Below are 25,377 nucleotides of genomic sequence, written 5' to 3' on the forward strand. Positions count from 1 at the left end.
TTTAACTTTATTGACGGCTTAATGTTCGGGAGCAACGAATATACGGGTATCGTAATTGAGGGCAGTTTGTTGAAAATTGCCCGCATCAAATATGAGAAGGGCAAGGTACATCTCGTAAAGCTTGACAAGGTTTCCCTGGTAGAGAAGTTAGAGTCCAGGCGGCCGACAGGGGCAGACACTGCCGAAGGAGATGGCTTTGAAGAGGTTGAAGATACCGACTCCATATTTGGACTAGAGGAATCGATGAGTTCTGCAGCAGAGCAGGACGAGGCGGAAGAGATCAACCTCGATGATATGGATGACGAGGAGGGAGCCGGGGAGGATGATCTGCTTTCTCTCGATATGGTGGAAGAGGCCGAAGAGGGAGGGCAATCGAATGAAGTTCTGCTCTATAATATCCTGACTGAGATTGATGACACCAGCATCCGTTTGGGAATTAATATTGAGGCTGGAGACACCATATTCCAGATTATTCGGGATACCAATTTCAAAGAGGTTAAGAAAAAGGACCTCATTGCCGACCTGGAAGATAAGTTGGAATCGATCTATGGAATGCCCAAATCATCCGACAGGTATGCATATGAAGTACGTGAAAATGGATCCTTGATTCTGGCTTCGATTGATGAAGATCCAAAACTGCTGGATTTGATAGATAATACCCGTGAGCTTTACAGCGGAAAGCTTTTTATCGATGAAATTTTGCCGGATGAGGTCAGCTTGGTTGGCCTTGTGAAAACAAATTATGAGTTACAGGCAGACCAGATTACCGGCATCATACAGTTCGGACCGGAACGGTGTCGTCTCATATTTATGAAAGGAGAGGAAATCTGGCTTGTTTCCCCAATCATTAATGAGGGAACCCGAAAAAGAGGATTCCTGAATACTATTTTTAGTAAAATCCTTTTTCAGCTGGATACAGGTGAAGTTCCAAACCTTGACCAGCTAATCCTGGTGAACAATTCGGTTGGGAAAGAGGCTACAGATTTTTTCAAGAAGAACTTCCCCGATGTATCCGTTGAAAATTTCCAGTTTGACAGCGGTAAATTTAACTATGGCGACCAGGATCTGAGCAGTGCCAATGCGTTTACAACAGCTATTGGCGTTGCTTGGGCAGCATCCGGAGCAGAGAAGGAAAGCTTTCCGAAGCTGTCAATTATTCCGGATTATATCATTGAACGTCAAAAAATATTTAAACTTCAATGGCACGGTGTACTTCTTTTGTTGCTGATATTGTTCGCCCCGGCTACCATTAACTACTTTTATCAGCAAAATGCTCAGCGAATCCAAACAGTACAGAACGAACTGGTCCGTGTCAATTCACAAATTGAACAAATTACCCCGACCGTCAATGCAACAAATAAATTAAGTAATCAGCTCGCCTCCCTGCGTGAGGAGCTCGTTCTTTTGGACACCTTAAGCAGGGGTACCCGGGAATGGAGCAGCAAACTGGATATCATGAATAGTGGTATGAATAGCAATGTCCAGGCGACATGGTTTACCGGGATGCAAAATAGCGAGCAGGGGATCATGCTTAGTGGATATTCGCTCTACCGTAATCAAATTCCAGAGGTAGTAGATATATTTAATGAAGCTACTCTAATGAATGTGAATATTGAAGAGATTCGTGAACAGGAGATCTATCGATTTTCTATTGTAGTCTCTGAATTTACTGTTGACAAGTCGCAATATTCGCCACCTCGTCCGGAAGATCTTAAAACTATATTGGGTAAATAGCTCTCTCTATTTATGTCATACGCTTTACGTAATACATTAATTTTATTGCTTGTTTTTCTGCTGATTACTGCAGGAGGATGGTGTTATATCGCTTTTATACAGGAACCTGAACTGGAAACCCTCGAAAACCAGCTGACAGAAAAGCGCACGGAATTGGCCAGCAAGCAGCAAACAGCTAACCAGTACGAACCACTTTCTGAGCAGTATGAAAATGCACAGTATTATATCCAGAATTATGATAAGGCCCTGTATCCTGACAATAATGAAGATAAGGTGTTTGATTTCATAAACCGGTTGAATACGGGTTCCTCTTACACCGATTTTACATTCACATTTGCTGACTCTTCAAGCCAGGGGCAATATGGTGTGATTAACACATCGATTTCCGGTACGGGATATTATCGTAATGTGGTCAACATGGTTCGAAAAATTGAATTTAGTAAACCGATAAACAAGGTGAGAAACTTGACGATATCACCGATTAACAATGTTGAAGAGTACGGAAATGTTAATTTTAGTTTCGCGCTGGAAAGTTTGTACAGGCGGGGAACCAAGGTAGAAACGCCCCCGCTGACTATAGCAGAATCTACGGTAACGGGATCAGTTTATAATCCTTTCTATCCCCTTATTCGAGACATTCAACCCAATGAAGATAACTTGACAAACGTAGAGAGCAGCAGTTTGGTGGCAATTAGCTCTGACAAGGTTTTTGTAATAGATCAAAATGGTGCCATGCAGGGTATTCAGGTTGGTCAACAGGTTTATTTAGGAAGGTTGGAATCAATCAATCTAAAACGGCAATCAGCTACATTTGTGCTAAATAAAGGCGGTATCATTGAGCGTGTTACGATGGAGGTACAACAATGAAAAATAACAATACAGTTATGTTCAGGATTTTAATATTTCCGCTATTTTTCCTTTTGCTGAATTCTTTTCTTCCACCGGAGGTTTATGGACAAGACAGGATTCCGCGGGAATACACGAATCCCGATGAAGTGGTTACATTTGACCGCAGCACCTCTTTTCAGCGGGCGCTGGATGTGATCAATGAATTTGCACAGGAAAACCTTAACAAGGTTATCATTGATCGTACGAATACGGAGGGAAGTATTGGCATTTCGGTTCCGCCTATGCACTGGAGAGATGCCCTGGACCTCATGCTGCGCGTCAAAAACTTAGTGCTTCTTGAACAAAAAGAATTTTTTGAGATCGTAGCCTACCAGCAAAATGCTGGAGAGGGAACGAACGGTGGTGGCGGTCAGGCCCAGGCGTCGCAGCAAGGACAACAGCAGGGGGATGGCGAAATTGTTGCCACTATAGACAGTCGAGAGGTTCGGATTAACGCTATCTTCTTCGAAGGCAGTCGCCGGGCTCTACGCGAAGTCGGGGTTGACTGGTCAACCTTGACAGAAAATGTTCCTGCCAGCGTTGGTGGATTCGTTAATCCGCAAGCCGGCGGTGGTAGTGGTGGCGGTGGAGGTGGCGGTGGCCAAGGTGGCCAAAATTCCGGTCAGCTACCCGCAACCTCAGGATTTAATGACAAATTTGTTTCTGTGAACTCCAAGGGAGCGCAGAATGTGTCGCAAAACGTATTCAATGCGTTAGTGAATTTTGGGCAAGTTGGAAATACCGGTATTGAAGTGCAGGCCCTGTTCAGTGCATTTGAGGCTGATAACCTTGGCGAAATTCTCGCTTCTCCGACAATTAAAGTTATGGACGGGGAAGAAGGACGTATACAGGTGGGACAGGACTTTTCTATTAAGCAGCGTGATTTTGCCGGGAATGTTACGGATGAGTTTTTTAGCGTTGGTACCATCCTTACTGTAACACCAACCATTATTGAGCAGAATGATACGACGGTGATTCATCTTGATATTGCAGCTGAGCGCTCTTCTGCACAGCCCGACCCGGTAAGCACTATAATAAATAAGCAGCAGGCACAAACACAGGCAATATTAGTTAATGAAGAGGCTACTGCGGTTGCCGGATTATATCGCTCAGAAGTATCTGAAGTAAGAAGAGGAGTTCCTATACTTAAAGATCTTCCACCATGGTTATTTGGACTCCGTTACCTGTTTGGCTATAACTCCAAGGATTACCAGATGAGGGAGCTTGTGATCTTGGTACAAGCTGAAATTGAACCCACAATTCAGGAGCGGTATGATAACGTCAATACAAACAAATTTGATGTATTAAATGAAGAACGCAAGCGGATTCGGGATAATATTGAGCGGAAGGAAGAATATAGTCCGACCCGGATGGAGGAGATCATGGAGTCTGATGACGAGTCTCCTGAAGAACCTGAGCAGGAGATGCCGGATCAGAACCCTGAAAATGAGACCGATCAGCCCGATGAGGAACCGGTATCAGCAGCGGATTCAACAAATAAAGAGCAGGCAAAATCTGAGGAGCCGGATTACGTTGACCCTGAAGTGAAATCAGATCCCGTCCCACTGAATTTGGGAAGTGAAGGTGAAGATGCCGGGCAACAGGATTCGATGGCTGCAGAAGAGAACCAGGAAACACCAACTGAGCAGGAGGAATCTGTTACTAATCAGGACGAGCCAAATACCTCACAAGATCAAGCGGATGAGCAGGTCGACAAGCAACCGATGCCACCGATGCCAACCCAAAATAACGGCTCGGTAGAAGATTATAATTATTTTGTGATCGGGGCCTCATTCAGAAACAACGATAATGCCATTGAATACCAGCAAAAACTGGAACAGGAAGGATTTAATGCAATGATCTTATCCGAACCCGATTCCAGCTTCCAGTTTGTTGCTTATGGTGGTTATAAAACACTTGCGGAGGCAAAATCAGGCCTCTCCGATGTGCGCGAGTATCACAATTCCGAAGCCTGGCTGCTAACGAAGTGATGAAGCGTTGCCACGTTTAAATAATAAATACCCCTTTTACATTACAACGGGGCTCAAGGCAGGATAATAAGCTTCACAAAGCTTTCGTAGAAGTTCATTGCATATCATATCTTTTCTTTGCGAATTTCTACATAGTGCCAAATTTGCCCCGATGCCTAAGATAAATTCAATACCCTGAAACGGCTCGTATTTTAACGTCAGTTCGATATAAGGATCACAAAAATTATAGCTGTCATCGCGAGGAAACGTCTTTGATAGTAGTAGGCTCCAACTTGAGGTCGACGTGGAGATCTCCCTTCCCGTTTTTGTTCATCCTATTAGGAGATCGTTTCCAGACCACTGTCGGGATCCCGATGGTCGAATCTCTCGAAACGACGGTTTTCATGTAGAACTCAGGTTATTTTAGAAAGGCCAAATGTAGGGTATAACAACAGTTGCTATAATCCAGAATAAAATGTTCAGGGGTAGTCCAATTTTGGTAAAGTCGGTAAACTTATAATTGTCGGCACCATAAATGAGTGTGTTGGTCTGATACCCGAACGGTGTGACGAAGCTAAGCGAAGCAGCGTAGGTAACAGCAAAAAGGAGGGGCTGGGTACTAATTCCCATGCTCTCAGCGGCATCACGGCTCTGTTCAAGATCCACATCAATCCACTTTTTCGGTGGTCTCAATGAGATATCCTCTCGTTGCAACAGCTTGTTTATCTCATCGGCACTCCCGCGAATTCTTAGAATATCTCCCACCTCGAGCTTAACATCCGATCGCTTAGCGGAAGAGTCCCTGTTGGGTTTGAATATACGCAAGACATCCAGGTCAAGATGTGAGGTAAGCTCTTCCTCATTTAATACTGTACCCACCAGATCGGATTTCGATTCAATAATCACATCGGTTAGGTAGGCCTGCATTTTGTAATCCGAGGTTAACTCCTCATTCTTAACGCCGGTTCGGGATCATTTTTATTCCCATGGTAAACAGGTAGATGAATCCCGCTGACAAGAATAGTATGCCTCCGGGAGTGAATTCAAACATACTCATTGCTTCCAACCCGCGATCCTGGGCTATGGAACTGACCAGGATATTGGTTGAAGTGCCGATCAGGGTACATATTCCCCCAAAAATACCGGCAAAGGAAAGGGGCATAATCAGCTTTGAGGGACTGACATCTATTTTTGAAGCGATATCAATAAGTACCGGGATGAAGATAACCACGACGGCAGTATTGTTGATTAAAGGAAGAGGAGATGCTGATAAACAGCAGCATCCCGAGGAAGCCAAGCCAAAAGTTTTTCTCCATCTGTTTGGTGAAGAAATAACCGACGTGATTGAGAATTCCTGTTCTCCGGAGGCCTTCACTCAGTATGAACATAGCCGCAACGGTGATTGTAGCAGGATTGCTGAATCCCGCCAAGCCTTCAGCCGGGGTCAGGATGCCGGTTATGAGCAGGAGACTCATAATAATAATAATCGCCGCAATGTCGAACGAAACGAATTCTGAACTGAAAAGGAAAAGAGCAATTACCAGTAGTGCAAATACATTGATAAATTGTAGGTTAACAGTGATTACTAAATCCCGGAAATCGTGAAGTCAAATATAATTTGATTTCGGGAATAGCGTTTCATGAAAGAATGGAATATGTTTGCATCAGGTTGGCAGTCAGACAGGAATGAACTGGTAAAATTCCGATGAGATCACCAATTTCTATCGAGTCAATCAGATCTGTATCGCCCCGAATGACTCCATGCTCTTGAGATAGCGACTTAACGTACGTGTTTTCATATGGTTCGGACCATGAGGTTTCTGTTAAAGGGACCGGCAACCCGAAAATTTGTTGGCCGTTCCATTCAATTTGTTCTTTAGAAAGATGAACCGCTCCACCGTGGATTATCAATTCTCTCCGGGCTGGATATTTCGCAACAACAGGGACATCTAATGCCACTGCAATATCCTCTAATGAACAAGCGCCGATCTGTACCTGCATGAGGTCGTAAAACACAAAGTTGCCGGGACTGATTTCATCAATGGCCTCGAAATCTTCTGCTAAGCTCGCACAGGGGGTGTCTCCGACACAGCAGACTACATCAGGGAAATGTTTTTTGAGACTCTTCATATCGGAAAGTACGGAGTGGTGCACCTGGAGAATTTCCTGCCTGGATCGGGCTCTGTATGAGTGGCCGGGATGGGAGTAAAATCCCTTGAATGTAAGCTTGTCCGAGCTATCGATTTGTCCTGCAATGGATGCAATTGTGTTACTATCACCTGGCACAAGGCCGGAGCGCGAAGCACCAGTGTCGATTTCGATATAAATCTGAACAGGGGTTGAAAGATGTTGATCCAGGAAGGCCACGGTATTGGAGTCGAGTACAAACAGACTGAGAGAATCCACCTTTTTGGTCAGCTCATTTATCTCGTTTATGGCACGTATATTCACAGGAAACGCAATAGTGATATCATCCCAGCCGTCATCGGCGAATTTGTGGGCCATTTGTACAGAGGAAACCGTTATGGCCTTCACTCCAAACTCTCGGAACCAGTTACCGACAAGAATGGACTGATGGGTCTTGAAGTGGGGTTTAAATGTTAGGTTATGAGTCGCCGATTTTTGGGCTATTCGACTTATATTGGCTTTACACCGCTTTTCATCCAGAAGTAACGTTGGATTGCTAATCATCACTTGTGCTTGAAATTTTAGCATTCGGGGCATGGTCTGATATAAAGGCCATCAATTTCCGGGCATTCTCTTTCGAAAGGGCCAGGGCTTTGCCGTGAACCTCAACAAGGGTTAGCGGACGGTCAGAATCGGTGGGTACAAATTTGATATTAAAGTCTTTAAAAAAGGCCATTCCCCAAAATCCATTGTGAGATTCATAGTACAGGTTGCCGATGCTGTCAAGGGCAAATGTATCTCGGCTGACCTCCCGATCCTTCTTGCGATAAGTAAGAATGAGGTTATCGTCCTCAATATCAACTTCGACGGTATGCTTGCCCTGCATCACTTTAAGTCCGCTAAAAACAGATCCTGCAAGAAATCCAAATGCGATGAGCCGCAGAATTCCTTTCCAGAGGATATCCTCAATGGATGTGTAGCCAACAAAAAAGAGGAGGGCGCCAACCAAGAGCACAGAGGTAATATGAACCCAATACCGGGAATATTTTTCTTCAATAACCATGGATTACATTAATATTGATCCAGATTTTTTATAAAATGCAACGTAAGTAAAGAAGTAATGGGGATAAAATCATTACCGGAATTGGAAGAAGCCCCGGTAAATATTAGCTTATTTATAAACAAATGAGCGAGGGATATATGGCTAAGAAGAAAAAAGGTAAACAGCCCAAGAAAGAGATGTCGGAGGGCACAGCTATAGCAGTTGTTGTGCTCGGTTTAACAATCGGGGGAATTGCAGTTTATTACCTGGTTACTTGGCTAATCGGACTATTTTTCCCCAACCTACTTAACTAATGATTAAGATACTTTACAATTATTAGAAATTTGTAACATACTGCCTTCTGGGCACTCTATTAATTACAGAAAGACTCTGTCATTAATACACAACGGTACAAATAAAATAATTTACAGAAGGCTATGAGATCTATCGCTTTTACCAACCAAAAGGGTGGGGTGGGCAAAACAACATCGACAATTAACGTTGGCGCGGGATTGTGCCTGCAGGGAAAAAAAGTATTACTAGTCGATCTTGATCCACAGGCTAACCTCACGTATTCACTCCGCATGAATTCTCAACGCATCGAAAAGACGATATACGATGTATTAAAGGGAACCACTCCACTCGAAGAAGCACTAATCAATCATAATGGGTTCGATATTTTGCCCTCATCAATTGATCTGTCCGGAGCAGAAATGGAATTTGCCAATGAACCTGCACGGGAAACGTTGCTAAAACACAGCCTGAGCAGTTTGGAGGAGTACGATTATGTTTTGATCGACTGCCCGCCCAACCTGGGTCTGCTTACGCTGAATGCACTGACCGCCGTCAACGAGATTTTTATCGTATTGCAGTCGGAATATTTGGCATTGCACGGACTCTCCAAGCTTATGGATGTCATTAAGGTAGTGCAGCAGCGTCTTAATTCGGAGATAGAGATATCGGGGATCATCTGCACGCTTTTCGATGGACGGAAAAACCTGAATAATGAAGTGGTTGGCCATATCAAGGATTATTTCGGCCCCAAGGTGTTTGATACCATAATTCGGGATAATATTTCACTGGCTGAAGCTCCCAGTCACCATAAGACGATTTTTGAGTATGCACCGGAAAGTCATGGGGCAAAGGACTACATGTCGCTGGCAAAAGAGATAAAAAATGGGTCCTGATCCCATGGATAAGAAGAAAAGTTTGGGAAGTACACCCATCGGATACAACGTAAATCCCACCAATTACTCCTTCATCCGCGATATTGGTGTAGCCAAGGACAACAATGAGGTTGTTGAAGAAGAGGTCTCGAATGGCAACATGAAATCGGTAACCTCATCAAAATCGGGAGAGGAGAGGGAAGAGGATCAGTCGGTCGAAAAGAAGGTGGTTAGTTATTACCTGGATGTAAACCTGGTCTCAAAATTGAAAAAAATGGCTGATGAAAAAGGCAGCTACTATTCCACTGTTGTGAGTAAAGCGATAAGGGCATGGATTGATTTTCAGGAAAAATGAGGGGTTCTTCCAGGTTCTTTCTATTGCTCTTTTCTTCACTTCTGCTTTATTTACTATCTGGTAATACTCTCTTGATATTCTTTTGATCTGAGTTTGGCATATTTGCAATGCAAACCAGAGGTTGATCAAAACCGGGGGGGACATTATGCCAGAGCTTCTAAAAACGATTGATGTGATTCAGGGATTGCCACATAATCTTGTTAGCAATAACAGGTATGTGGTGCGTTTTGCCCAGACGGAGAAAGACCTTGCGGCCGCACAACGACTCAGATTTGAAGTGTTTAACCTGGAGCTGGGAGAGGGACTCGAATCGTCATTTGAACTACAGCGCGATGTAGACCCATACGATGATCAATGTCACCACCTGATGGTCATTGAAAAGAGCAGTGAGAATATTATCGGTACTTACCGGATGCAAACCTACAATGTAGCTCAAACTGAAAAAGGATTTTATACTCAAGAGGAGTATCGCCTTTCGGATTTACCGCAGCATATCCTGAAAGACTCTGTTGAAGTGGGGCGTGCCTGCATACAAAAAGATCACCGAAACGGCCGGGTGTTGTACCTGTTGTGGAGAGGGCTGGCAAAATATTTGATGCATACCAACAGCCGGTATCTTTTTGGTTGTTGCTCCCTTACCAGCCAGGATGAGACCATAGCATGGCAGGTGATGGAGTTTCTGAGAAGAAACAATCATGTGCATCCAGAGCTCCGTGCGGAAACCAAGCCTGAATACCAATGTGGCCCTGTGGATGTGGAGCCCAGGGGCTGGAAAAAGGTGAAACTACCCCAGCTGTTCCGTCTGTATATGGATCTCGGTGCCAAGGTATGTAGTCCGCCGGCTATTGACAGAGAATTCAAAACTATTGATTATCTTGTTATACTTGATATCGAAACGCTGGATGAACGTACCAGGGCGTTGTTTTTCAAGTAACAAACTGAGATTAGATGTCAAATGTAAGGGCTGCAATCCGTTCTGCGGGATTTATTGTTGTAACAGTTGGTTTATATTCGATTTATCTTTTGGGGAGAAGCCTCCTTTTTTTGGTCAATGCTAATCCAACTACGTGGAGAACCAAGATGGTTCGGCGTTGGGCCAAAGCCTGTGGAGCAATCATCCAGCTTGATACAAAGATCGAAGGTACCCCACCTGATCCGCCGTTCCTGTTGGTTAGCAACCACCTTAGCTATGTCGACATCTTGCCTTTTTTTGTGGCTATGGATTGCGTATTTGTAGCCAAAAGTGATGTAAAATCCTGGCCAGTACTGGGGCGAATGGCAGCAGGAATCAATATCATTTTTATCGACCGTGAAACGAAAAGAGACATCCCGCGGGTCAACCGGCTTATCGAAAAAAACATCAATAGCCACCAGGGCATCGTAATTTTTCCCGAAGGAACTACGACGAAAGGAGATCAGATCAAAAAGTTCAATTCATCACTGCTGGAATATGCCGCTTCTCGTAATTTTCCTGTATCTTATTCTTCTATAACATATTGCACAACCGACCCGGACAAACCTGCACATGAATGGGTCTGCTGGTGGGGAGACATGACTTTTGTATCTCACTTTTTTAATATGCTCAAGCTGTCCTCAATTCAGGCAACAGTTCGGTTTGGGGAAGATAAAATACAGGACAAGGACCGAAAACAACTTGCAAAAAGTTTACACGAGCGGGTTCAACAGCAATTTACACCTATAGTAAAAGAAAATTACGATATTTATGGTTGAAAGAGATTCACTTGTAGCATTAAATATTCATTTCCTTCGACAGGGTATTAAACTATTGAGCGATATTGATGATACCCTTTATCTGAATGAAGAATCTCCACACCACAAAAGTGCTGTCGGTAAACACATGCGACACATTTTGGAGCACTATCTCAGCCTGTTGGGAAATGCCAATGGTCGGCTCGATTATGACTCACGTGCAAGGGATGAACGGATTGAGAATAACCGCCTGCATGCCGTTACCAAAGCCAAACAGATAATCGAGAAGCTGAAAAAGCACGCCGCTGACCAAAGATTTTTGGATAAACGCCTGAAAGTTAAAAACAATGAAGGAGATCCCAATTCCTGGAGCGTTTCCTCTGTACAACGGGAATTGCAGTTCCTGGTAAGTCATACGGTGCATCACTATTCGCTGATCGCCATTATTTTGCGGATCCAGGGGTACAAACCGGATGAAGAATTTGGTGTGGCCCCATCGACCCTGCGCTACCAAAAACAGGTGAGTAATAAAGCAACCGGTTGAGCATTCATACCAGTTATTGATGACTGATAGACAAATTTCTTGGTTCCACGGGTGGCGATTAGTTGTATTATTGTATGTAGGGCTGCTCGCGTTGTCCCACCTGGTCAGGTACTTTCAACCCGATTCCCATGACCCGGAGTCCAACCAAGAGACTGTGACCGTGCAACAGGTACGCGCAGATTCGGTGCTTCCCGACAGAACAACACAGATTGCCTATCGCAATGAATACCGTGGTCGTGAAGAACATCCCCCCGTTATATTGCTACTTCACGGGAGTCCCGTAGGCGTGCCGTTTTTGCCGGAATTAATCGATGAACTTTCCAAACAGAACCGGGTGATCGCTCCAGACCTGCCGGGATATGATGCCTCAGACCGCGAGATCCCGGATTATTCAATGCAGGCATTTTCTTTGTATATGAACCAGATGCTGGACAGCCTGTCTGTTGACCAGGTTCACGTGGTGGGATATAGCCTGGGATCTGGGGTGGCACTGCAAATGGTCCACAGGTTTCCTCAAAAGATAGCCTCCATTGACATGCTTTCGGGTTTGGGGGTGCAGGAACTGGAGCTGCTGGGCAGTTATCATCTGAACCATACCGTTCATGGCGGACAACTCTTTTTGATGTGGCTGCTGCACGAAGCGGTCCCTCATTTTGGTCTACTGCACGATTTTCCGCTAAATGTGCCCTATGCCCGCAGCTTTTATGACTCCGATCAGCGCCCACTCCGAGATTATCTCAAGCAGTACAAAAAGCCGATGCTAATCCAGCACGGCCGGGAGGATGGATTGGTACCCTTGGCTGCAGCCAAAGAGCACCATCGACTCGTTCCGCAGAGCAAACTTATTTTGTATGAGGGGGGACATGCTATCGTGAAGTCGCACGCTGAAGAACTCACGTCAGATATTAACCAATTTATCCAGCGTGTTGAATCGGGAGAGGCCCTGACCTACGATGAGGCCCCGAAAGAGCGTATTACAGAGGCGGAAAAACCATTTAAAGAAGTTGATTTTGCCAAGGCGGAGGGACTTACGCTCTATATTATGATGTTAATCATCGTCTTTTCTACATTCGTCAGTGAGGATTTAACGTGTATTGGGGCAGGCCTGCTGGCAGCACGGGGGATCATCGGTTTTTTCCCTGCCACGCTGGCCTGTTTTATCGGCATTATTATTGGTGATTTCGCCATTTTCCTTATGGGACGCTGGATTGGTAAACCGGCCGTACGCCGGGCCCCGATCAAGTGGTTTGTCTCTGAACAGGACCTGGAACAAAGCTCTGACTGGTTCAAGGTTCGTGGTCCGATGATCATCATCGGTAGTCGTTTTGTGCCGGGCAGTCGTTTTCCAACCTACTTCAGCGCAGGAATGATCGGTATGCCGATGTATATCTTTGCCTCCTACTTCTTGCTGGCAGGAATCGTCTGGACACCCTTGCTTGTGGGGCTGGCCATGCTGGTGGGAACCGAGCTGTTGCGCTACTTCCAGGTATACCAGGCATACGCCCTTTGGGTGATACCGTTTATTATCCTCCTGTTATTCCTGTTCGTCAAGTTCATCCTGCCGGCTGTTACCTGGCGTGGAAGGCGCATGGTGCTGTCTCGCTGGCGCAGACTCACCCGGTGGGAGTACTGGTCGCCTTTTATTATCTACACGCCTGTAGTGGCATATATCTTCTACCTGTGGCTTAAATTTGGCAGACTTACCAGTTTTACAGCCGTAAATCCCGGGATTCCACATGGTGGATTTATAAACGAGTCAAAAACAGAGATTTTCAAAAGTCTAAATTCCTGCCAGGGTATTCCGCAATACGATAAGATTCCAGCCTCCTTAAACGACTGGGAAAAATTTATTCGGGCCAGAGAGTTTATTCAGAATAAGTCTCTTGATTACCCTGTAACTCTAAAGCCGGATGCCGGCCAACGGGGAACAGGGGTAGCGTTTCCGGGAAGTGAGGACGCGCTTAAGAACGCGCTTGAAGAAATTGATCATGATATGATCCTGCAGGAGTATGTGGAGGGAGAGGAATTCGGCATCTTCTACTATCGCTATCCTGACCAGGAGCAGGGACAAATATTGTCAATAACCCAAAAGCGTTTGCCAACATTGGTAGGGGATGGCAAACACACGCTGGAAGAACTGATTTTACAGGACGACCGTGCTGTGGCATTGGCAAAAATTCACTTCAAAGAACATCAGGATCACCTCTTTGAGGTCCCCGAAGAGGGGGAAGAGATTAGACTGGTTACATTGGGGACCCATGCCCGGGGGGCACAGTTCTACGATGCAACCCATCTAACCACGGAAAAATTGGTTGAAGCCATAGACGAAATTGCATCTCATTTTGAAGGGTTCTATTTCGGTCGGTTAGATCTCCGGGTGCCTTCAGAACAAGATCTTAAAGATGGAAGAAATATAAAAGTGCTTGAAGTAAACGGTGTAACTTCAGAGACAACAATTATTTACGATCAGAAGTACAGCTTTATTCAAGCCCAGAAGAAATTGATGCAACAGTGGAAATTAGCATTTGAAATAGGAGAGATGAATCGCCAAAGAGGTCATAAAACAAGTTCATTATACAGCTTAATCCAAAGCGTTATAAATTATAGGAACAAGTAAGGAACAACAGGCGTCAGGCGTCTGTTGAGAAATAGACCGAAAACAAGAATAATTCATCATGGAACCGAACAAATATTCTACTACCAAAAGAGTGTTCCTCTGGATGCTACAACTGACAGCAGCGGGAATTTTTCTGCAGACCTTATTCTTTAAATTTACGGCAGCTCCTGAGTCAGTGTATATCTTTGAAACAGTAGGTATGGAGCCATATGGTAGAATCGGATCTGGAATAGTGGAACTGATGGCAAGTGTATTTTTACTCTGGCCCCGACGAGCCTGGCTGGGAGCCGCACTTGGACTTGGAACCATTTCCGGAGCTATATTCTTCCATCTGACAACGCTGGGCATTGAGGTGCAGGGCGATGGAGGCACGCTCTTTTATTTAGCACTCACCGTCTTTGTTTGCTGCCTGGCAATTCTGATCCTGAGAAGAAAAGAAGCAATCAAAGGAGTAAAGGACCTGCTAAATCTAAATTCTTACTGATACCAACCCATAACCCGCAAACCCGCAACACGCCCACCCGGAACTCATCAACCCGAAACCCGCAAACTCGAAACCCGCTAACTTATCACTCCACAACCTTTCCCATATAACGCTGCCCTCGCACTTCGCCTTCATACTTAATCGTCTCCGGCAGATATCCCCATTCACTAAATCCAAACTTTTCCAACAGTCCTATACTGGCATCATTTCCATCGATAATGATCGCGATGAGTACCCGTTTATTCAGCTTTGAACATTCATCCAGGCAGTGTTGAACCAGCTGGGTCCCGATATCTTGGCCGTGATGTTTGAAGTCAACATAATAACTGAGTTCCGCCGTCTCCCGAAGAGCTTCACGTCCTTTTCGATATGGAGATAGGGCAGCCCAACCCAAAACCTCGCCATCATTCTCATACACATAAATGGGATATTTGTGCTCACTGTGATCCTTAAACCAGGCCCTGCGTTCCTGTTCATCCACCGGGTGAAGATGAGCCGTGCAAAAGCCGGCATAGATCGCCTGGTTGTAAATGTAGTCGATAGCGGACAAATCATCTTTCGTAGCAGGACGTATCATCTCAATAGTGGTTGAATTAAGAAGAAACCTACCCGCTAATTTATGAGATGCTTGGAGAACTGCAAACTTTGTAGGAATAGTCAGCTAAGGCGATAGCGCTGTCAGGAAGGTTTGCATTGGTACCCAATGTTCTACACTTATTTTTTTATAACCGTGATATCAACGGAAGCTTCCAGGCTGGAGGAGGCATTTCCAAGAAAGGTGCCATCTACCGGCATAGTCAGAGAAGGGTCGAAGCTTGTGGCAACAGGTACGTAATGGTCATTCGTAAATAAACCGGCGCTGGGATCCAGACCGATCCAGCCGCTCCCCGGGAGCAGCACCTCAACCCAGGCGTGCAGCTCATGGCCGAAGTCAAGCTGGGGATTGTACGCATACCCACTGACAAAGCGAGTGGCCAACCCAATGCCGCGAAGCATCACGATTACCATCCATGACAGGTCCTTGCAGGAGCCTTTTTTTTCCTTGAAACACTGCCGGGCATCCAGGGGATGCTCATTCTCACGCTTCACATGCTCCCAGCCGTTGTATACACTCTGAATCAGCAGAGCCAGGAAAGACACCATTGTTTCTTCACTCTGTACCCTCACCTTATCCACATATTGTTTTATAGAGGGATACTCCCGGTGAGACAGAAAGCTTTCAAGGAATTCTTTTCTTCTTGGAGAGTAATAATATTTACCATCTGATGGCTTTATTTCCGGATCCAGGAGAAAGTCGAACGGATTAAATGAAGTGGTCCTGACTACTATTTTAGCCTCAATATCAAGCTTCCGTGTGGCTTTATCGTCAGCCCAGACCTGGTGATAAGTATTACCCTCGGCATCGATGAGTTCGAAAATGTTGGCAGGAGTCGGATCAATCTGCAGGTCAAAATCCAGGAGCTCAATATATTTCCTGGTAAGTGGTTTAAAATTCAGGTAGTGCGGCTCAAGATGCACCGGTTGTTCATAGGTGTAATTCGTTTTGTGATAAATTTCCAGTTCCATCCGTTATGACGAAAGTTTTACCGGGGTGATCTCCTTGCCGTAAAATGCCTTTTTCAGCTCATCGGCTGGGAGTTCATTGATCGTTTCCCTGAGACGTGTATCCCAGAATTCAGCAATATGGTCCAGCTCTTTTTGCTCAAATCGGTGCTCAATGATATAGAATGTGTCATTTTTAAGCACTACCGTGTCCACCGGGTACCCCACATCATTTGCAGAAAGGCGGGTGGCATCGAATGAGAGAAATGCCGTTTTCATGGCAAACTCCAGGCTCTCATCAAACGTGATGGCGCGATGTAAAATTGGTCGTCCAAAGCCGGTATTTCCAATAATTGTAAAAGGCGTTCCCTCGCTAATCTCAATCCAGTTTCCCTGGGGATATAGCAGGAATAGTTTCGGCTCATCGTCTTTTTCGAGCTGTCCACCTACAATGGCATAGAGGTTAAAACGCATGTCTGATTCCTCAAGCGACGCCTTATCCTCCTGTGAAACCCGCTTCACTTGTTCAGAGAATTTGTTTACTGCCTTGTACAGCTTATCGAACTTTTCATCTTCCTCTTCAATAACCTCCTCGAAATAGGTGATCGCTTTGTCACGGACCGAACGAAGCCCTGAGGTCATAATAAAAAAGCAGTGGTTTGGCCGGTGCATGGTGAATACTTTTTTTGAAGTAGTCGTCTCCGAGCCGGAGGTGATTCGGGTATCGGCCAGGCCTATCAGGCCCTCTCTCGTTTTAATTCCAAGGCAGTAGGTCATCTTTGATCCATTTGTTGGTTGATAATATTGTTACCAATTTCGAAAAAATTCTCATATATCGCGTTGGATATTTCATTTATTTTGAGCTGAAGCTCATCCAGGTATTCGTGTAGTCCATAGGTTATTACATCATTCACATCGTGGTACTCAAGCTGTGAGCGCAATGACCCGATCTTTTTTTCTGCACTATTATTAAATCCTGTGCCGCTGGAATCTGATATTTTGTACAGGCACTTTTCGGCTTCCGACAGGCAAAAGAAGATGGAACGCGGAAAAAACTTGTTCAGTACCAGGAACTCGACTACTCCACCGGGCGTAATGTTGCCGTGAATCCGGCGATATGTGTTAAAAGCGGAAACGGATTTCAGCAGGGCCATCCATTGCAGGATGTCTAGGGTGGAACCGACTTCCTCGGGAGAGGGCAGCAGAATATGATATTTAACATCCAGGATGCGGGATGTTTTGTCAGCACGCTCCAGGAACTGCCCCAGCTGGCGAAAATACCACTCTTCCGTCCGTGCCACGCTGTTGTCTTCAATACCGTATAGCAGTTGAATTTGATATTTAACATCAGAGAAAAAATCTCTGGGATCCTCTCTCTTCCAAACCTCTTTTCGAGCACCTTCCTTAACGAACAGGTAGGTCTCGTTTAGTTTTTCCCAGCTCTCCTTGGTCATTTTCTCCCGAACCGTGCGCGCATTTTCACGCGCTTTCGATATTGCAGAGAACAGTGAATTGGAGTTGTTTTCATCAAATGCCAGGAAATAGATTGCGTTATCGCGGTCAAAATCGTCATACTTTTCAGTATAGGGGGCAATATCCCCGGTAGCAGTGATGAGCGGCTTCCACTGCTCCTTGGAGTCAGGGGGAAGGTCGAGTGTCAGACTGTAATTCACATCGATAAAGCGTGCATAATTCTCTGACCGCTCCAGGTAACGTCCCAACCAGTAAACCGAATTCGCAACTCTGCTTAGCATGTTCTGCTATAGTTTTATAATGAAGTGAAATTAGTCATACAAAACCCAGGTATCTTTACTGCCGCCTCCCTGCGATGAGTTGACTACGAGCGATCCTTTCCTGAGCGCTACCCGGGTGAGTGCACCCGGCAGTACTTCAATACCATCTCCATACAGAATATAGGGACGGAGATCTACATGCCTCGGCTCCAGGCTATCCTCTGTCAGCGTGGGTACGGTGGATAGTGAAAGAGTAGGTTGCGCAATATATTTTCTCGGGTTCTCCTTAATCTGCCTGCAAAATTGTTCTCGCTCTTCTTTCCCGGCTTTGGGACCAATCATCATCCCGTAGCCACCGGCTGCACTGGTCTCTTTAACTACCAGCTCCGAAAGATTTTCAAGCACATATTCTCGGTCGTTCTTTTCAGAACAGAGATAAGTGGGAACGTTGGGAAGAATCGGCTCCTCATCCAGGTAGTACTTTATGATGCGCGGAACATAGGCGTACACCGCTTTGTCGTCTGCCACCCCGGTTCCCGGTGCGTTTGCAAGGCCCAGGTTGCCGGCCTTGTAGGTACTAAAAAGTCCTGAGGCTCCCAGCATCGATTCCGGGTTAAATGTTTCGGGATCAAGAAATGTATCGTCAATTCTGCGGTAGATGACATCCACCTGTCGCAGGCCCTGGGTGGTGGTCATATACACCTTGTTGTTTTTAACCGTCAAATCCATTCCGGTAACCAGTTCCACGCCCATGGACTGGGCCAGGTAGGAATGCTCAAAATACGCCGAATTGTAGATTCCCGGAGTCAGCACACCCACTACCGGGCGTTCTTTAGTTGACAAATATTGCAGCACATGCAGCAGTTTCACGGGGTAGTCGGAAACAGGCCGAACCCCTAGCTGGTTAAAGAGGGAAGGGAAAGCTCGTTTAATAATCTCTCGGCTTTCCAGCAGATAAGAAACCCCGGATGGGCAGCGCAGATTGTCCTCCAGAACGTAAAATTTGCCATCCCTGTCCCTGACCAGGTCCGTACCTGTAATGTGGCACCATATGTTTTGCGGGGGAGTTAACCCCACACATGGCTCAAGATAATCTTTGCTGGAGAGGATAAGTTCTTCCGGCAGAACGCCATCCTTAAGGATTTTTCGGTCGTTATAAACGTCCTGGATAAAGAGGTTGAGTGCATATATACGTTGCTTTAGTCCGCGTTCAACTTTTTCCCATTCCTTGCCACTGATGATGCGCGGGATGATATCAAGGTGAAGAATTTTTTCCTGTCCTTCATTGTCATGATACACATTGAACGTCATACCCATAGCGAGTTGCGCCCGGTTTGTAGCACTTTGTAACTCCTTTAGCGTGCTCTCCGGGATGTTGTCGAGCATCTTGCTGAATTTGTGATAATGGCTCCTGCAATCGCCGTCATCGGTAACCATCTCATCATAAGAATACTCAGGCTGGTAAGGAATCGCCATCTATAGTTAATTATTTAGCTTTATAATTAAGCAAGATTTAAATATTAAGGGTAAATCATTATTCAATATAATTATTTGTTAATAAAAGTAAATAAAGCGTCTGAAATTAATCGAATTGTTGATCAAAGGGTCTTGAAGGTTCAAGGTCTAAAGGTCCAAGGTGGGGAAGTAGAAGGTTGAAGGTATTATTAAATCTGTCCTCGGAGAGGAAGTGCTGAAGTATTGAAGTGTTAAGTTGTTGAAGTGTTTAGTCGTTGAATTGTTGAAGCGATTCTAACCTTACAGTACTTGGTACCGTCCGCTCTGCGGCGGTACCCCAGACTGACCGCTCTGCGTCCAACACTTCCATATCAACGAGTTTAGCGATTGGAGGGAGGAGTTTAGTCTGACAATTTGCAGTTTGTTGGGGCACGATGCATCGTGCCCTTACCATTTATCGCTTAAATTAACTTACTGAAATCATGCTTATTATCAGTTCCAATTAAAGCGTTTTGAGCAGTTCTTTTATACCGACGAGCCTTTGGAAAGGGTAATAAATCCCTGCTTGTGCTACGAAGCACTCCTTCGCATAAAGCTACGGTGTGTAAACCTCGCGCGTAGTAGTAGCGGTGAATTTTTAGGTGGACAGTTCGCTAGTCCACCCACCGGTGGATTTTTATCACTAAAAAAATGAATACCACCTATCGATGAAGCCTCCCAGTTATTTTGTTAGAGCTAATCTCCAGTAGTGGTGTTCATTTTTTGTACGACCAAAAAACGAACCAAAAAAGTCGCCAAAGAATCCCAGATGTTGATCTATCCTGCAAATAAAAGGGAATACTGCTTTGGCTCATGGTTAAATTGTTCTGATGCTACCTGCAGGGATTCTCTGGACTCGGGAACCCCAGTATATTCACATTATGTCACCCCAAAATTGAACGTTTTATTGCAACTAGAAATCTGTGATGGATGTTGAAATGTTAAGGTTTTGAATTGTTGATCAGGTCATCATCCCAGATCTTCGTCTAAATTCTTAATTCATAATTTTCATTCCTAACTCCCCTCCGCCCTAATGTAAATTTCGCTGGTAAAGAGAATGGAGCCGAGGCGTTAAGAAACCATTTGTGTCTGAGATCCGAGCAGTCCAGCGGATCGAGTTTCAATGATTTTAGTGGAGGCGTAGTGAACGCAGCGACAATTTACTCCGGCGATGATTTTTTGGGTGGACAGTTCGCTAGTCCGCCAACCGGCGGATTTTCTTCACTAAAAAAATGAATACAACACAAAGGACTAAGTTCTCAGTTTATATCTGTGCTATTCATAAGAACTAAATTTAGTTTCGAATAAACTGTGCGAAGGTCTTAAAGTATTTCATTAACTCTTCATCTGTTCGCTATTATTTGGACATGTTTTGAAAAGTTGAATCCGATGGCTAAAATCATTTCTAAAGAGCCATTTAAACCATAGTTCTTTTCATGGAAGATCTACTCTCTGCCCGCTTGCAAATGGCCATATCGCTTGGCTTCCACATCATTTTTGCCTGTATCGGCATGGCGATGCCGTTTCTGATGGCCGTGGCCGAATACAAGTGGATAAAAACAGGAAAAGTTGTCTACCGGGATCTAGCCAAAGCCTGGAGCAAGGGCGTGGCGATCTTTTTTGCCACAGGAGCCGTTTCGGGAACACTACTGTCATTTGAACTGGGATTACTCTGGCCCACTTTCATGGAACACGCCGGACCCATCTTTGGCATGCCGTTCTCGTGGGAGGGCACGGCCTTTTTTGTGGAAGCGATAGCGCTGGGACTTTTCCTCTATGGATGGGACAAGCTGAACAAGTGGGTGCACTGGAGTTCCGGGCTCGTGGTTGGACTATCGGGAGTGGCATCCGGTATATTTGTGCTGGCGGCCAACGCCTGGATGAACAGTCCGGCTGGTTTCGACTGGGTCAACGGGCAGGCAATCAATATAGACCCCGTAGCCGCTATGTTCAATGATGCCTGGTTCTCACAGGCACTCCATATGACCATCGCAGCCTTTGTGGCGACCGGGTTTGCCGTGGCAGGCCTCCATGCACTGCTATTGCTCAAGCACAGGAATTCCGACTTCCACCGCAAGGCGATGAAGATTGCGCTGGCTATCGGTGCGGTAGCCGCACTGCTGCAGCCTCTGAGTGGTGACTATTCGGCAAAGGATGTGGCCGACCGCCAGCCCGCCAAGCTTGCAGCGATGGAGAGTCATTTTGAGACCAAGAAGGGGGCAGGGCTTGTGATTGGTGGCATTCCCGACGTAGAGAACCGTGAAGTCAATTACGGCATAGAGGTGCCGGGACTACTCAGCTTCCTGGCTCACGGCTCATTTGATGCCGAGGTAACCGGCCTCGAGGAGTTCCCGGAGGAGGAATGGCCGCCGGTGCTCATCACGCATATCGCATTCCAGGTGATGGTCGGCTGCGGCATGTTGATGGCGTTGGTGGGACTAATGTACCTGCTGTTTGAATGGAAGTGGAAGCACCTGATAACTCGGCGCTGGTTTTTGTGGCTGGTCGGAATTATGGCGCCCCTCGGGTTCATCGCCGTTGAGGCCGGCTGGACCGTCACAGAAGTAGGGCGACAACCCTGGATTATCTATGGCATCATGAAAACCGAAGACGCCCTGACCAGTATGCCGGGACTGCAATACCCATTTTACCTGTTCACCGGCCTCTACCTGTTTCTGAGTATCGTGTTGGTCTGGCTCATGGCGCGTCAAATTAGTACGTTGGAGGAGACCTATGAATCGGTTTCATACAAAAGGTAGCTGGTACTCATAGAATCCAAACAACACCAAACAAATCTTTGAAATAAACTATTTGGACATGGACCTTAACAAAACCGGCAAAGCCGTTTCAACTCCACTACTATTTCTATTGGAATACGGCTTTAAATTCCTGGCCGGTGTGGCAGCCGCGATTGCACTGGCTGCCAAGGGATCATTCTTTGAAAAACTGGGAGCGGCCGTTGGTTCTCTGCTACCCGCCATTCAGCAGTTGACCAATGCACCTGCCCAGGCAGCCTACCTTGGACAAGTGATCGAAGATTACAATACCATGACTGCGGCGACCTTTAACCAGCGCTACGGGGGACAGGCGATCAACAACCTGCTGGATCAACTCAACGAAGGAGTAGCCTATTTCCAGGCGATATACCAAAACCTGGTACAACAGCCGTTTGCTACCATCTTTGCTGCGCTGCTGATATTCCTGGTGCTATACCTGCTGGGCCGCATTTGCCGCTTCACAAGGCAACGAGGGCAGGGATCCTATGTTAACAGAGTAGAGCGGAGGCTGGGCGACCGCGTCTTCCGAAGCTCCAAACAACCGGGTCCAGATCAAAGAGATAATTTGAAGCAAATCTATTAGCGAGTCCTTATGCTGTTGGACATCATCATATTTTTCCTGGCTTTCTCACTTGTGTTGTACTGCCTTTTCGGGGGAGCCGATTTTGGAGGGGGTATCCTTGAACTTTTCGTGGGTAAACACAACTGGCAACTGGTGGACAAAGCGATCAGCCCGGTTTGGGAGGCCAACCACGTCTGGCTGGTACTCATCGTGGTTATCCTGTTTATGGGATTTCCTTCTATCTATTCCATCGTCAGCCAGTACCTGCATGTGCCCATTCTTATACTACTGGTAGGGATTATCCTACATGGTACTGCTTTTACCTACCGCCACTACGATGCCAAAAAAGATGCCAGCCTGAAGGTGTACAACTGGGTCTTCCGCCTTTCCAGTGTGCTGGCGACATTCTTCCTCGGGGTCATTGTAGGAGCGGCTATACTGGGACGAATTACCCAACAGCCGGAGACCTTTTATGAAGGCTTTATGGCACCCTGGATCAACCTTTTCTCATTCAGTGTGGGCCTGTTTACGCTTTTCCTGTTTAGTTTTCTCGCCGCGGTCTATTCGATGGGAGAGGCACGCGGGAAGCGGGAGAAACAGGCGCTGTCCCGGATAGCAAAATGGCTGACGGTGGCGACAGTAGCCTCGGGCGCCGTAGTATTTCTGATAGGTGAGATGTCCGACCTTTACTTGCTCTCGCGCTTTATCTACTCTCCCTTTGCCATAGGGTCTGTGCTGATCTCCGCCATTATTTTGCCTTTCCTTTGGCGCAGCTTAACCGAGAACAGGGCATGGCGTTCCCGGTTGCTGGCCGGCTCGGAGATGGTGCTGGTGCTGGTGGCGTGGTTCGAGGTGCAGCACCCTGTGGTGGTAGCTATCGCCAACGCCCCGGACCTGACATTTCAGAACTCAGCCGCCCCCGAGTCGACCCTGATGCAACTGGTGATCGCCTTGGTAGTGGGATCACTGATTATCCTGCCACTGCTGTTTTACTTAATGAGGGTTTTCAAAAAAGAGCAGATTCCGAATGCGTGATATGTTGAATAACAGCCATTCTTCAAATTCAGTAAGGGTTTAATAAATTAGCGTATCCTCACGAGGCCTTTAACCAATTGTGTATCAATGACTTATAAGAGTATAATGCGAATGAATGCAAAGGTGTATAGCAAAGTGCCCATTTCCTTTCCATTTAATCAAGGTGATTCGACCCTTCCTTTTCACGGAGTCCTTTTCGCCAGGGGATGTTCATTTTTTGAATGACCAAAAAACGAACCAAAAAAGTCACCAAAAAATCCCAGATATTGTTCTGCTCTGCTGTAAAGCGATACGAGATTTGGAACATTACTGATCGTTGTAATCACCGGCTGTAAGGATTTTCTGGACTTGGGGGGAATTGCCAGTAGCATCCGAATTTATCCTTCTCTTCTCCGGCCTTGGATGTATGAGCTGCCCGGGCAAGCTTGGCGGAGACATGAAGAAGGAAACCGTGCTTAATATTCGTTTTTGTGTTTTCTATTCCCGCCCTTTGAAATTTTTGTTGAGAAAAGTGCCCGAAGCCGAAGCGTTAAAGAAACCATTTGTGTCTGAGATCCGCGCTTTCCAGCGGAGCGTCTCCGACCACTGGCGGATCGAGTTTAAATGGTTTTAGCGTAGGTGAAGGAAACGCAACAAAAATTTCATTTGGCGGGGATTTTTTTCGTTCATTTTTTTATCGTTAAAAAAATGGACCCCACAATGGTAATAAGAGTATCGAACCAAATACTTCTCCGGTTTCTGTATTTAACGTCAGTTAGATATCTGTCATTGGGGGAGGCGCGACCATCGGGGAAAATTAGAACCAGGATTTACATGATTAGAGGATCTGCAGGATGGTAATGTTTACCTGAGAAGGAACCCCGAAAAATCCTTTAATCCTGCCCATCCCGGTTCCAAGTATTGAAATGTGAAATCAGCTGATTTCAAATACAAGATAATCGACCACCAACAAATCCTCCTCGCGATGACAGTTATTATTTTGAGTGATTCTTATTTAGAACTCAGGCTAAGTTAAATTCTATCCAGCGATGCTGTACTACCTATACGATTACGCCAGGATTGCTACCAATACACCGAGACACAGAACTTCAAAGTCTTCACTAGCGAAGTTGACATGGACATCTCCCACGCTTGTTTTGTACGAGAAGGTCAATGCTACCTCGAATACTGCCACTCCTTTTGGAGGCACCAGAAACTGGTTATAGCGCAGATCATATCCCCTGAAAATGTGCTTGCCGTCGATGGCACCTCCGCTTATCGATCCCCCTTTGGCTGAAAGACTCACCACGGATTGAAGCAGATCGGACTGGGGTAAAGGTGAGGTGGGGGGCTGATTCCACCACTCACGAATACTTAACTGAGCTTGCAGATTTAAACTGCTACTGTCATAGCCAGTTAAAAGCGTCTGCCCATCAATGACCGAGCAAAAACCGTTAAGAACAAGGTAGGCGTCAATATTTATGACGGCAAACTTGTCCCTTGGATTCTCCCATAAAAAGTAAAAACTTAACGCTTCGCTACCCAATGCTCTGTCTGAATGGTATTTGAATTTGGCCCAACTATTCACCGGTTCGACATGCGTTTCGGGAAAGTCGAT

Annotated in this window: 26 protein-coding genes; 15 read left to right on the forward strand and 11 right to left on the reverse strand. The window is 45.8% G+C overall.

Annotated elements, in window-relative coordinates; genetic code table 11:
- The first annotated feature begins 21 nt into the window (after window positions 1–21).
- Genes NC796_RS10785 through NC796_RS10795 form a run of 3 tightly spaced genes read left to right on the forward strand, consistent with a single transcriptional unit; the run spans window position 22 to window position 4,613 of the window.
- A complete protein-coding gene (locus tag NC796_RS10785; protein WP_310684409.1) occupies window positions 22–1,734 on the forward strand; it encodes a hypothetical protein in 1,713 nt (570 codons plus the stop codon).
- A 12-nt stretch (window positions 1,735–1,746) separates the two neighbouring features.
- Entirely contained in the window at window positions 1,747–2,601 is an 855-nt protein-coding gene (gene pilO, locus NC796_RS10790; protein WP_310684410.1) for a type 4a pilus biogenesis protein PilO, read from the forward strand.
- Window positions 2,598–4,613, forward strand: a complete 2,016-nt coding sequence (locus NC796_RS10795; RefSeq protein ID WP_310684411.1) for an SPOR domain-containing protein — start codon at window positions 2,598–2,600, stop codon at window positions 4,611–4,613. Before pilO ends, NC796_RS10795 begins: the two co-directional genes overlap by 4 nt.
- A gap of 402 nt (window positions 4,614–5,015) precedes the next feature.
- On the opposite strand, the gene NC796_RS10800 is transcribed toward NC796_RS10795, so the two are convergent.
- The 5 genes from NC796_RS10800 to NC796_RS10820 form a co-directional block, all read right to left on the reverse strand.
- Complete coding sequence (locus NC796_RS10800; RefSeq protein WP_310684412.1) at window positions 5,016–5,519, reverse strand: anion permease; 504 nt, start codon at window positions 5,517–5,519, stop codon at window positions 5,016–5,018.
- 28 nt (window positions 5,520–5,547) lie between these two features.
- Window positions 5,548–5,823 carry an SLC13 family permease gene (locus NC796_RS10805; RefSeq protein ID WP_310684413.1) on the reverse strand — a complete coding sequence of 92 codons (276 nt, stop codon included), beginning with the start codon at window positions 5,821–5,823 and terminating at the stop codon, window positions 5,548–5,550.
- Entirely contained in the window at window positions 5,795–6,067 is a 273-nt protein-coding gene (locus NC796_RS26805; protein WP_409070368.1) for an SLC13 family permease, read from the reverse strand. Before NC796_RS26805 ends, NC796_RS10805 begins: the two co-directional genes overlap by 29 nt.
- Window positions 6,068–6,230: 163 nt before the next feature.
- Complete coding sequence (locus NC796_RS10815; RefSeq protein ID WP_310684415.1) at window positions 6,231–7,283, reverse strand: alanine racemase; 1,053 nt, start codon at window positions 7,281–7,283, stop codon at window positions 6,231–6,233.
- A complete protein-coding gene (locus NC796_RS10820; RefSeq protein WP_310684416.1) occupies window positions 7,276–7,782 on the reverse strand; it encodes a hypothetical protein in 507 nt (168 codons plus the stop codon). Before NC796_RS10820 ends, NC796_RS10815 begins: the two co-directional genes overlap by 8 nt.
- Before the next feature lie 137 nt (window positions 7,783–7,919).
- Between NC796_RS10820 and NC796_RS10825 the strand changes: the two genes are divergently transcribed.
- From NC796_RS10825 to NC796_RS10860, 8 genes are all read left to right on the forward strand, one after another.
- Window positions 7,920–8,075 carry a hypothetical protein gene (locus NC796_RS10825; protein WP_310684417.1) on the forward strand — a complete coding sequence of 52 codons (156 nt, stop codon included), beginning with the start codon at window positions 7,920–7,922 and terminating at the stop codon, window positions 8,073–8,075.
- Between the two features lie 123 nt (window positions 8,076–8,198).
- Window positions 8,199–8,948, forward strand: a complete 750-nt coding sequence (locus NC796_RS10830; protein WP_310684418.1) for a ParA family protein — start codon at window positions 8,199–8,201, stop codon at window positions 8,946–8,948.
- A 4-nt stretch (window positions 8,949–8,952) separates the two neighbouring features.
- Window positions 8,953–9,282 (forward strand): hypothetical protein, encoded by a 330-nt coding sequence (locus NC796_RS10835; RefSeq protein ID WP_310684419.1) that lies wholly within the window; start codon window positions 8,953–8,955, stop codon window positions 9,280–9,282.
- A 145-nt stretch (window positions 9,283–9,427) separates the two neighbouring features.
- Window positions 9,428–10,216, forward strand: coding sequence for a GNAT family N-acyltransferase (locus NC796_RS10840; RefSeq protein WP_310684420.1), 789 nt, complete (start codon window positions 9,428–9,430; stop codon window positions 10,214–10,216).
- A 14-nt stretch (window positions 10,217–10,230) separates the two neighbouring features.
- Window positions 10,231–11,013, forward strand: coding sequence for a 1-acyl-sn-glycerol-3-phosphate acyltransferase (locus tag NC796_RS10845; protein ID WP_310684421.1), 783 nt, complete (start codon window positions 10,231–10,233; stop codon window positions 11,011–11,013).
- Complete coding sequence (locus tag NC796_RS10850) at window positions 11,006–11,536, forward strand: hypothetical protein (RefSeq protein ID WP_310684422.1); 531 nt, start codon at window positions 11,006–11,008, stop codon at window positions 11,534–11,536. The genes NC796_RS10845 and NC796_RS10850 overlap by 8 nt, the downstream gene beginning before the upstream one ends.
- A gap of 19 nt (window positions 11,537–11,555) precedes the next feature.
- On the forward strand, window positions 11,556–14,153 hold the full coding sequence (locus NC796_RS10855) for an alpha/beta fold hydrolase (protein ID WP_310684423.1): 2,598 nt from the start codon (window positions 11,556–11,558) through the stop codon (window positions 14,151–14,153).
- Between the two features lie 58 nt (window positions 14,154–14,211).
- A complete protein-coding gene (locus NC796_RS10860) occupies window positions 14,212–14,637 on the forward strand; it encodes a DoxX family protein (RefSeq protein WP_310684424.1) in 426 nt (141 codons plus the stop codon).
- A gap of 85 nt (window positions 14,638–14,722) precedes the next feature.
- Here the strand turns inward: NC796_RS10860 and NC796_RS10865 are convergent, their stop codons facing one another.
- The 5 genes from NC796_RS10865 to NC796_RS10885 form a co-directional block, all read right to left on the reverse strand.
- The gene (locus NC796_RS10865) at window positions 14,723–15,214 is read right to left on the reverse strand and encodes a GNAT family N-acetyltransferase (RefSeq protein ID WP_310684425.1); all 492 of its coding nucleotides are present in this window, start codon (window positions 15,212–15,214) and stop codon (window positions 14,723–14,725) included.
- A gap of 137 nt (window positions 15,215–15,351) precedes the next feature.
- Window positions 15,352–16,203: a transglutaminase family protein gene (locus tag NC796_RS10870; RefSeq protein ID WP_310684426.1), complete on the reverse strand. Its 852-nt coding sequence runs from the start codon at window positions 16,201–16,203 to the stop codon at window positions 15,352–15,354.
- A 3-nt stretch (window positions 16,204–16,206) separates the two neighbouring features.
- Entirely contained in the window at window positions 16,207–16,956 is a 750-nt protein-coding gene (locus NC796_RS10875) for a hypothetical protein (protein ID WP_310684427.1), read from the reverse strand.
- On the reverse strand, window positions 16,953–17,933 hold the full coding sequence (locus tag NC796_RS10880; protein ID WP_310684428.1) for an alpha-E domain-containing protein: 981 nt from the start codon (window positions 17,931–17,933) through the stop codon (window positions 16,953–16,955). The genes NC796_RS10875 and NC796_RS10880 overlap by 4 nt, the downstream gene beginning before the upstream one ends.
- A gap of 30 nt (window positions 17,934–17,963) precedes the next feature.
- The gene (locus tag NC796_RS10885; RefSeq protein ID WP_310684429.1) at window positions 17,964–19,388 is read right to left on the reverse strand and encodes a circularly permuted type 2 ATP-grasp protein; all 1,425 of its coding nucleotides are present in this window, start codon (window positions 19,386–19,388) and stop codon (window positions 17,964–17,966) included.
- 1,454 nt (window positions 19,389–20,842) lie between these two features.
- Here NC796_RS10885 and NC796_RS10890 point away from each other — a divergent pair.
- The 4 genes from NC796_RS10890 (at window position 20,843) to NC796_RS10905 (ending at window position 24,393) form a co-directional block, all read left to right on the forward strand.
- Window positions 20,843–22,165, forward strand: coding sequence for a cytochrome ubiquinol oxidase subunit I (locus tag NC796_RS10890; protein ID WP_310684430.1), 1,323 nt, complete (start codon window positions 20,843–20,845; stop codon window positions 22,163–22,165).
- 58 nt (window positions 22,166–22,223) lie between these two features.
- The gene (locus tag NC796_RS10895) at window positions 22,224–22,766 is read left to right on the forward strand and encodes a hypothetical protein (RefSeq protein WP_310684431.1); all 543 of its coding nucleotides are present in this window, start codon (window positions 22,224–22,226) and stop codon (window positions 22,764–22,766) included.
- Between the two features lie 9 nt (window positions 22,767–22,775).
- Window positions 22,776–23,780 (forward strand): cytochrome d ubiquinol oxidase subunit II, encoded by a 1,005-nt coding sequence (locus NC796_RS10900; RefSeq protein WP_310684432.1) that lies wholly within the window; start codon window positions 22,776–22,778, stop codon window positions 23,778–23,780.
- 436 nt (window positions 23,781–24,216) lie between these two features.
- Window positions 24,217–24,393 (forward strand): hypothetical protein, encoded by a 177-nt coding sequence (locus NC796_RS10905; RefSeq protein WP_310684433.1) that lies wholly within the window; start codon window positions 24,217–24,219, stop codon window positions 24,391–24,393.
- A 435-nt stretch (window positions 24,394–24,828) separates the two neighbouring features.
- On the opposite strand, the gene NC796_RS10910 is transcribed toward NC796_RS10905, so the two are convergent.
- Window positions 24,829–25,347, reverse strand: a complete 519-nt coding sequence (locus tag NC796_RS10910) for a hypothetical protein (protein ID WP_310684434.1) — start codon at window positions 25,345–25,347, stop codon at window positions 24,829–24,831.
- Window positions 25,348–25,377 lie beyond the last annotated feature (30 nt).

This window comes from Aliifodinibius sp. S!AR15-10, from assembly GCF_031569985.1.
In the GTDB taxonomy this organism is placed as follows: domain Bacteria; phylum Bacteroidota; class Rhodothermia; order Balneolales; family Balneolaceae; genus JAMQKA01.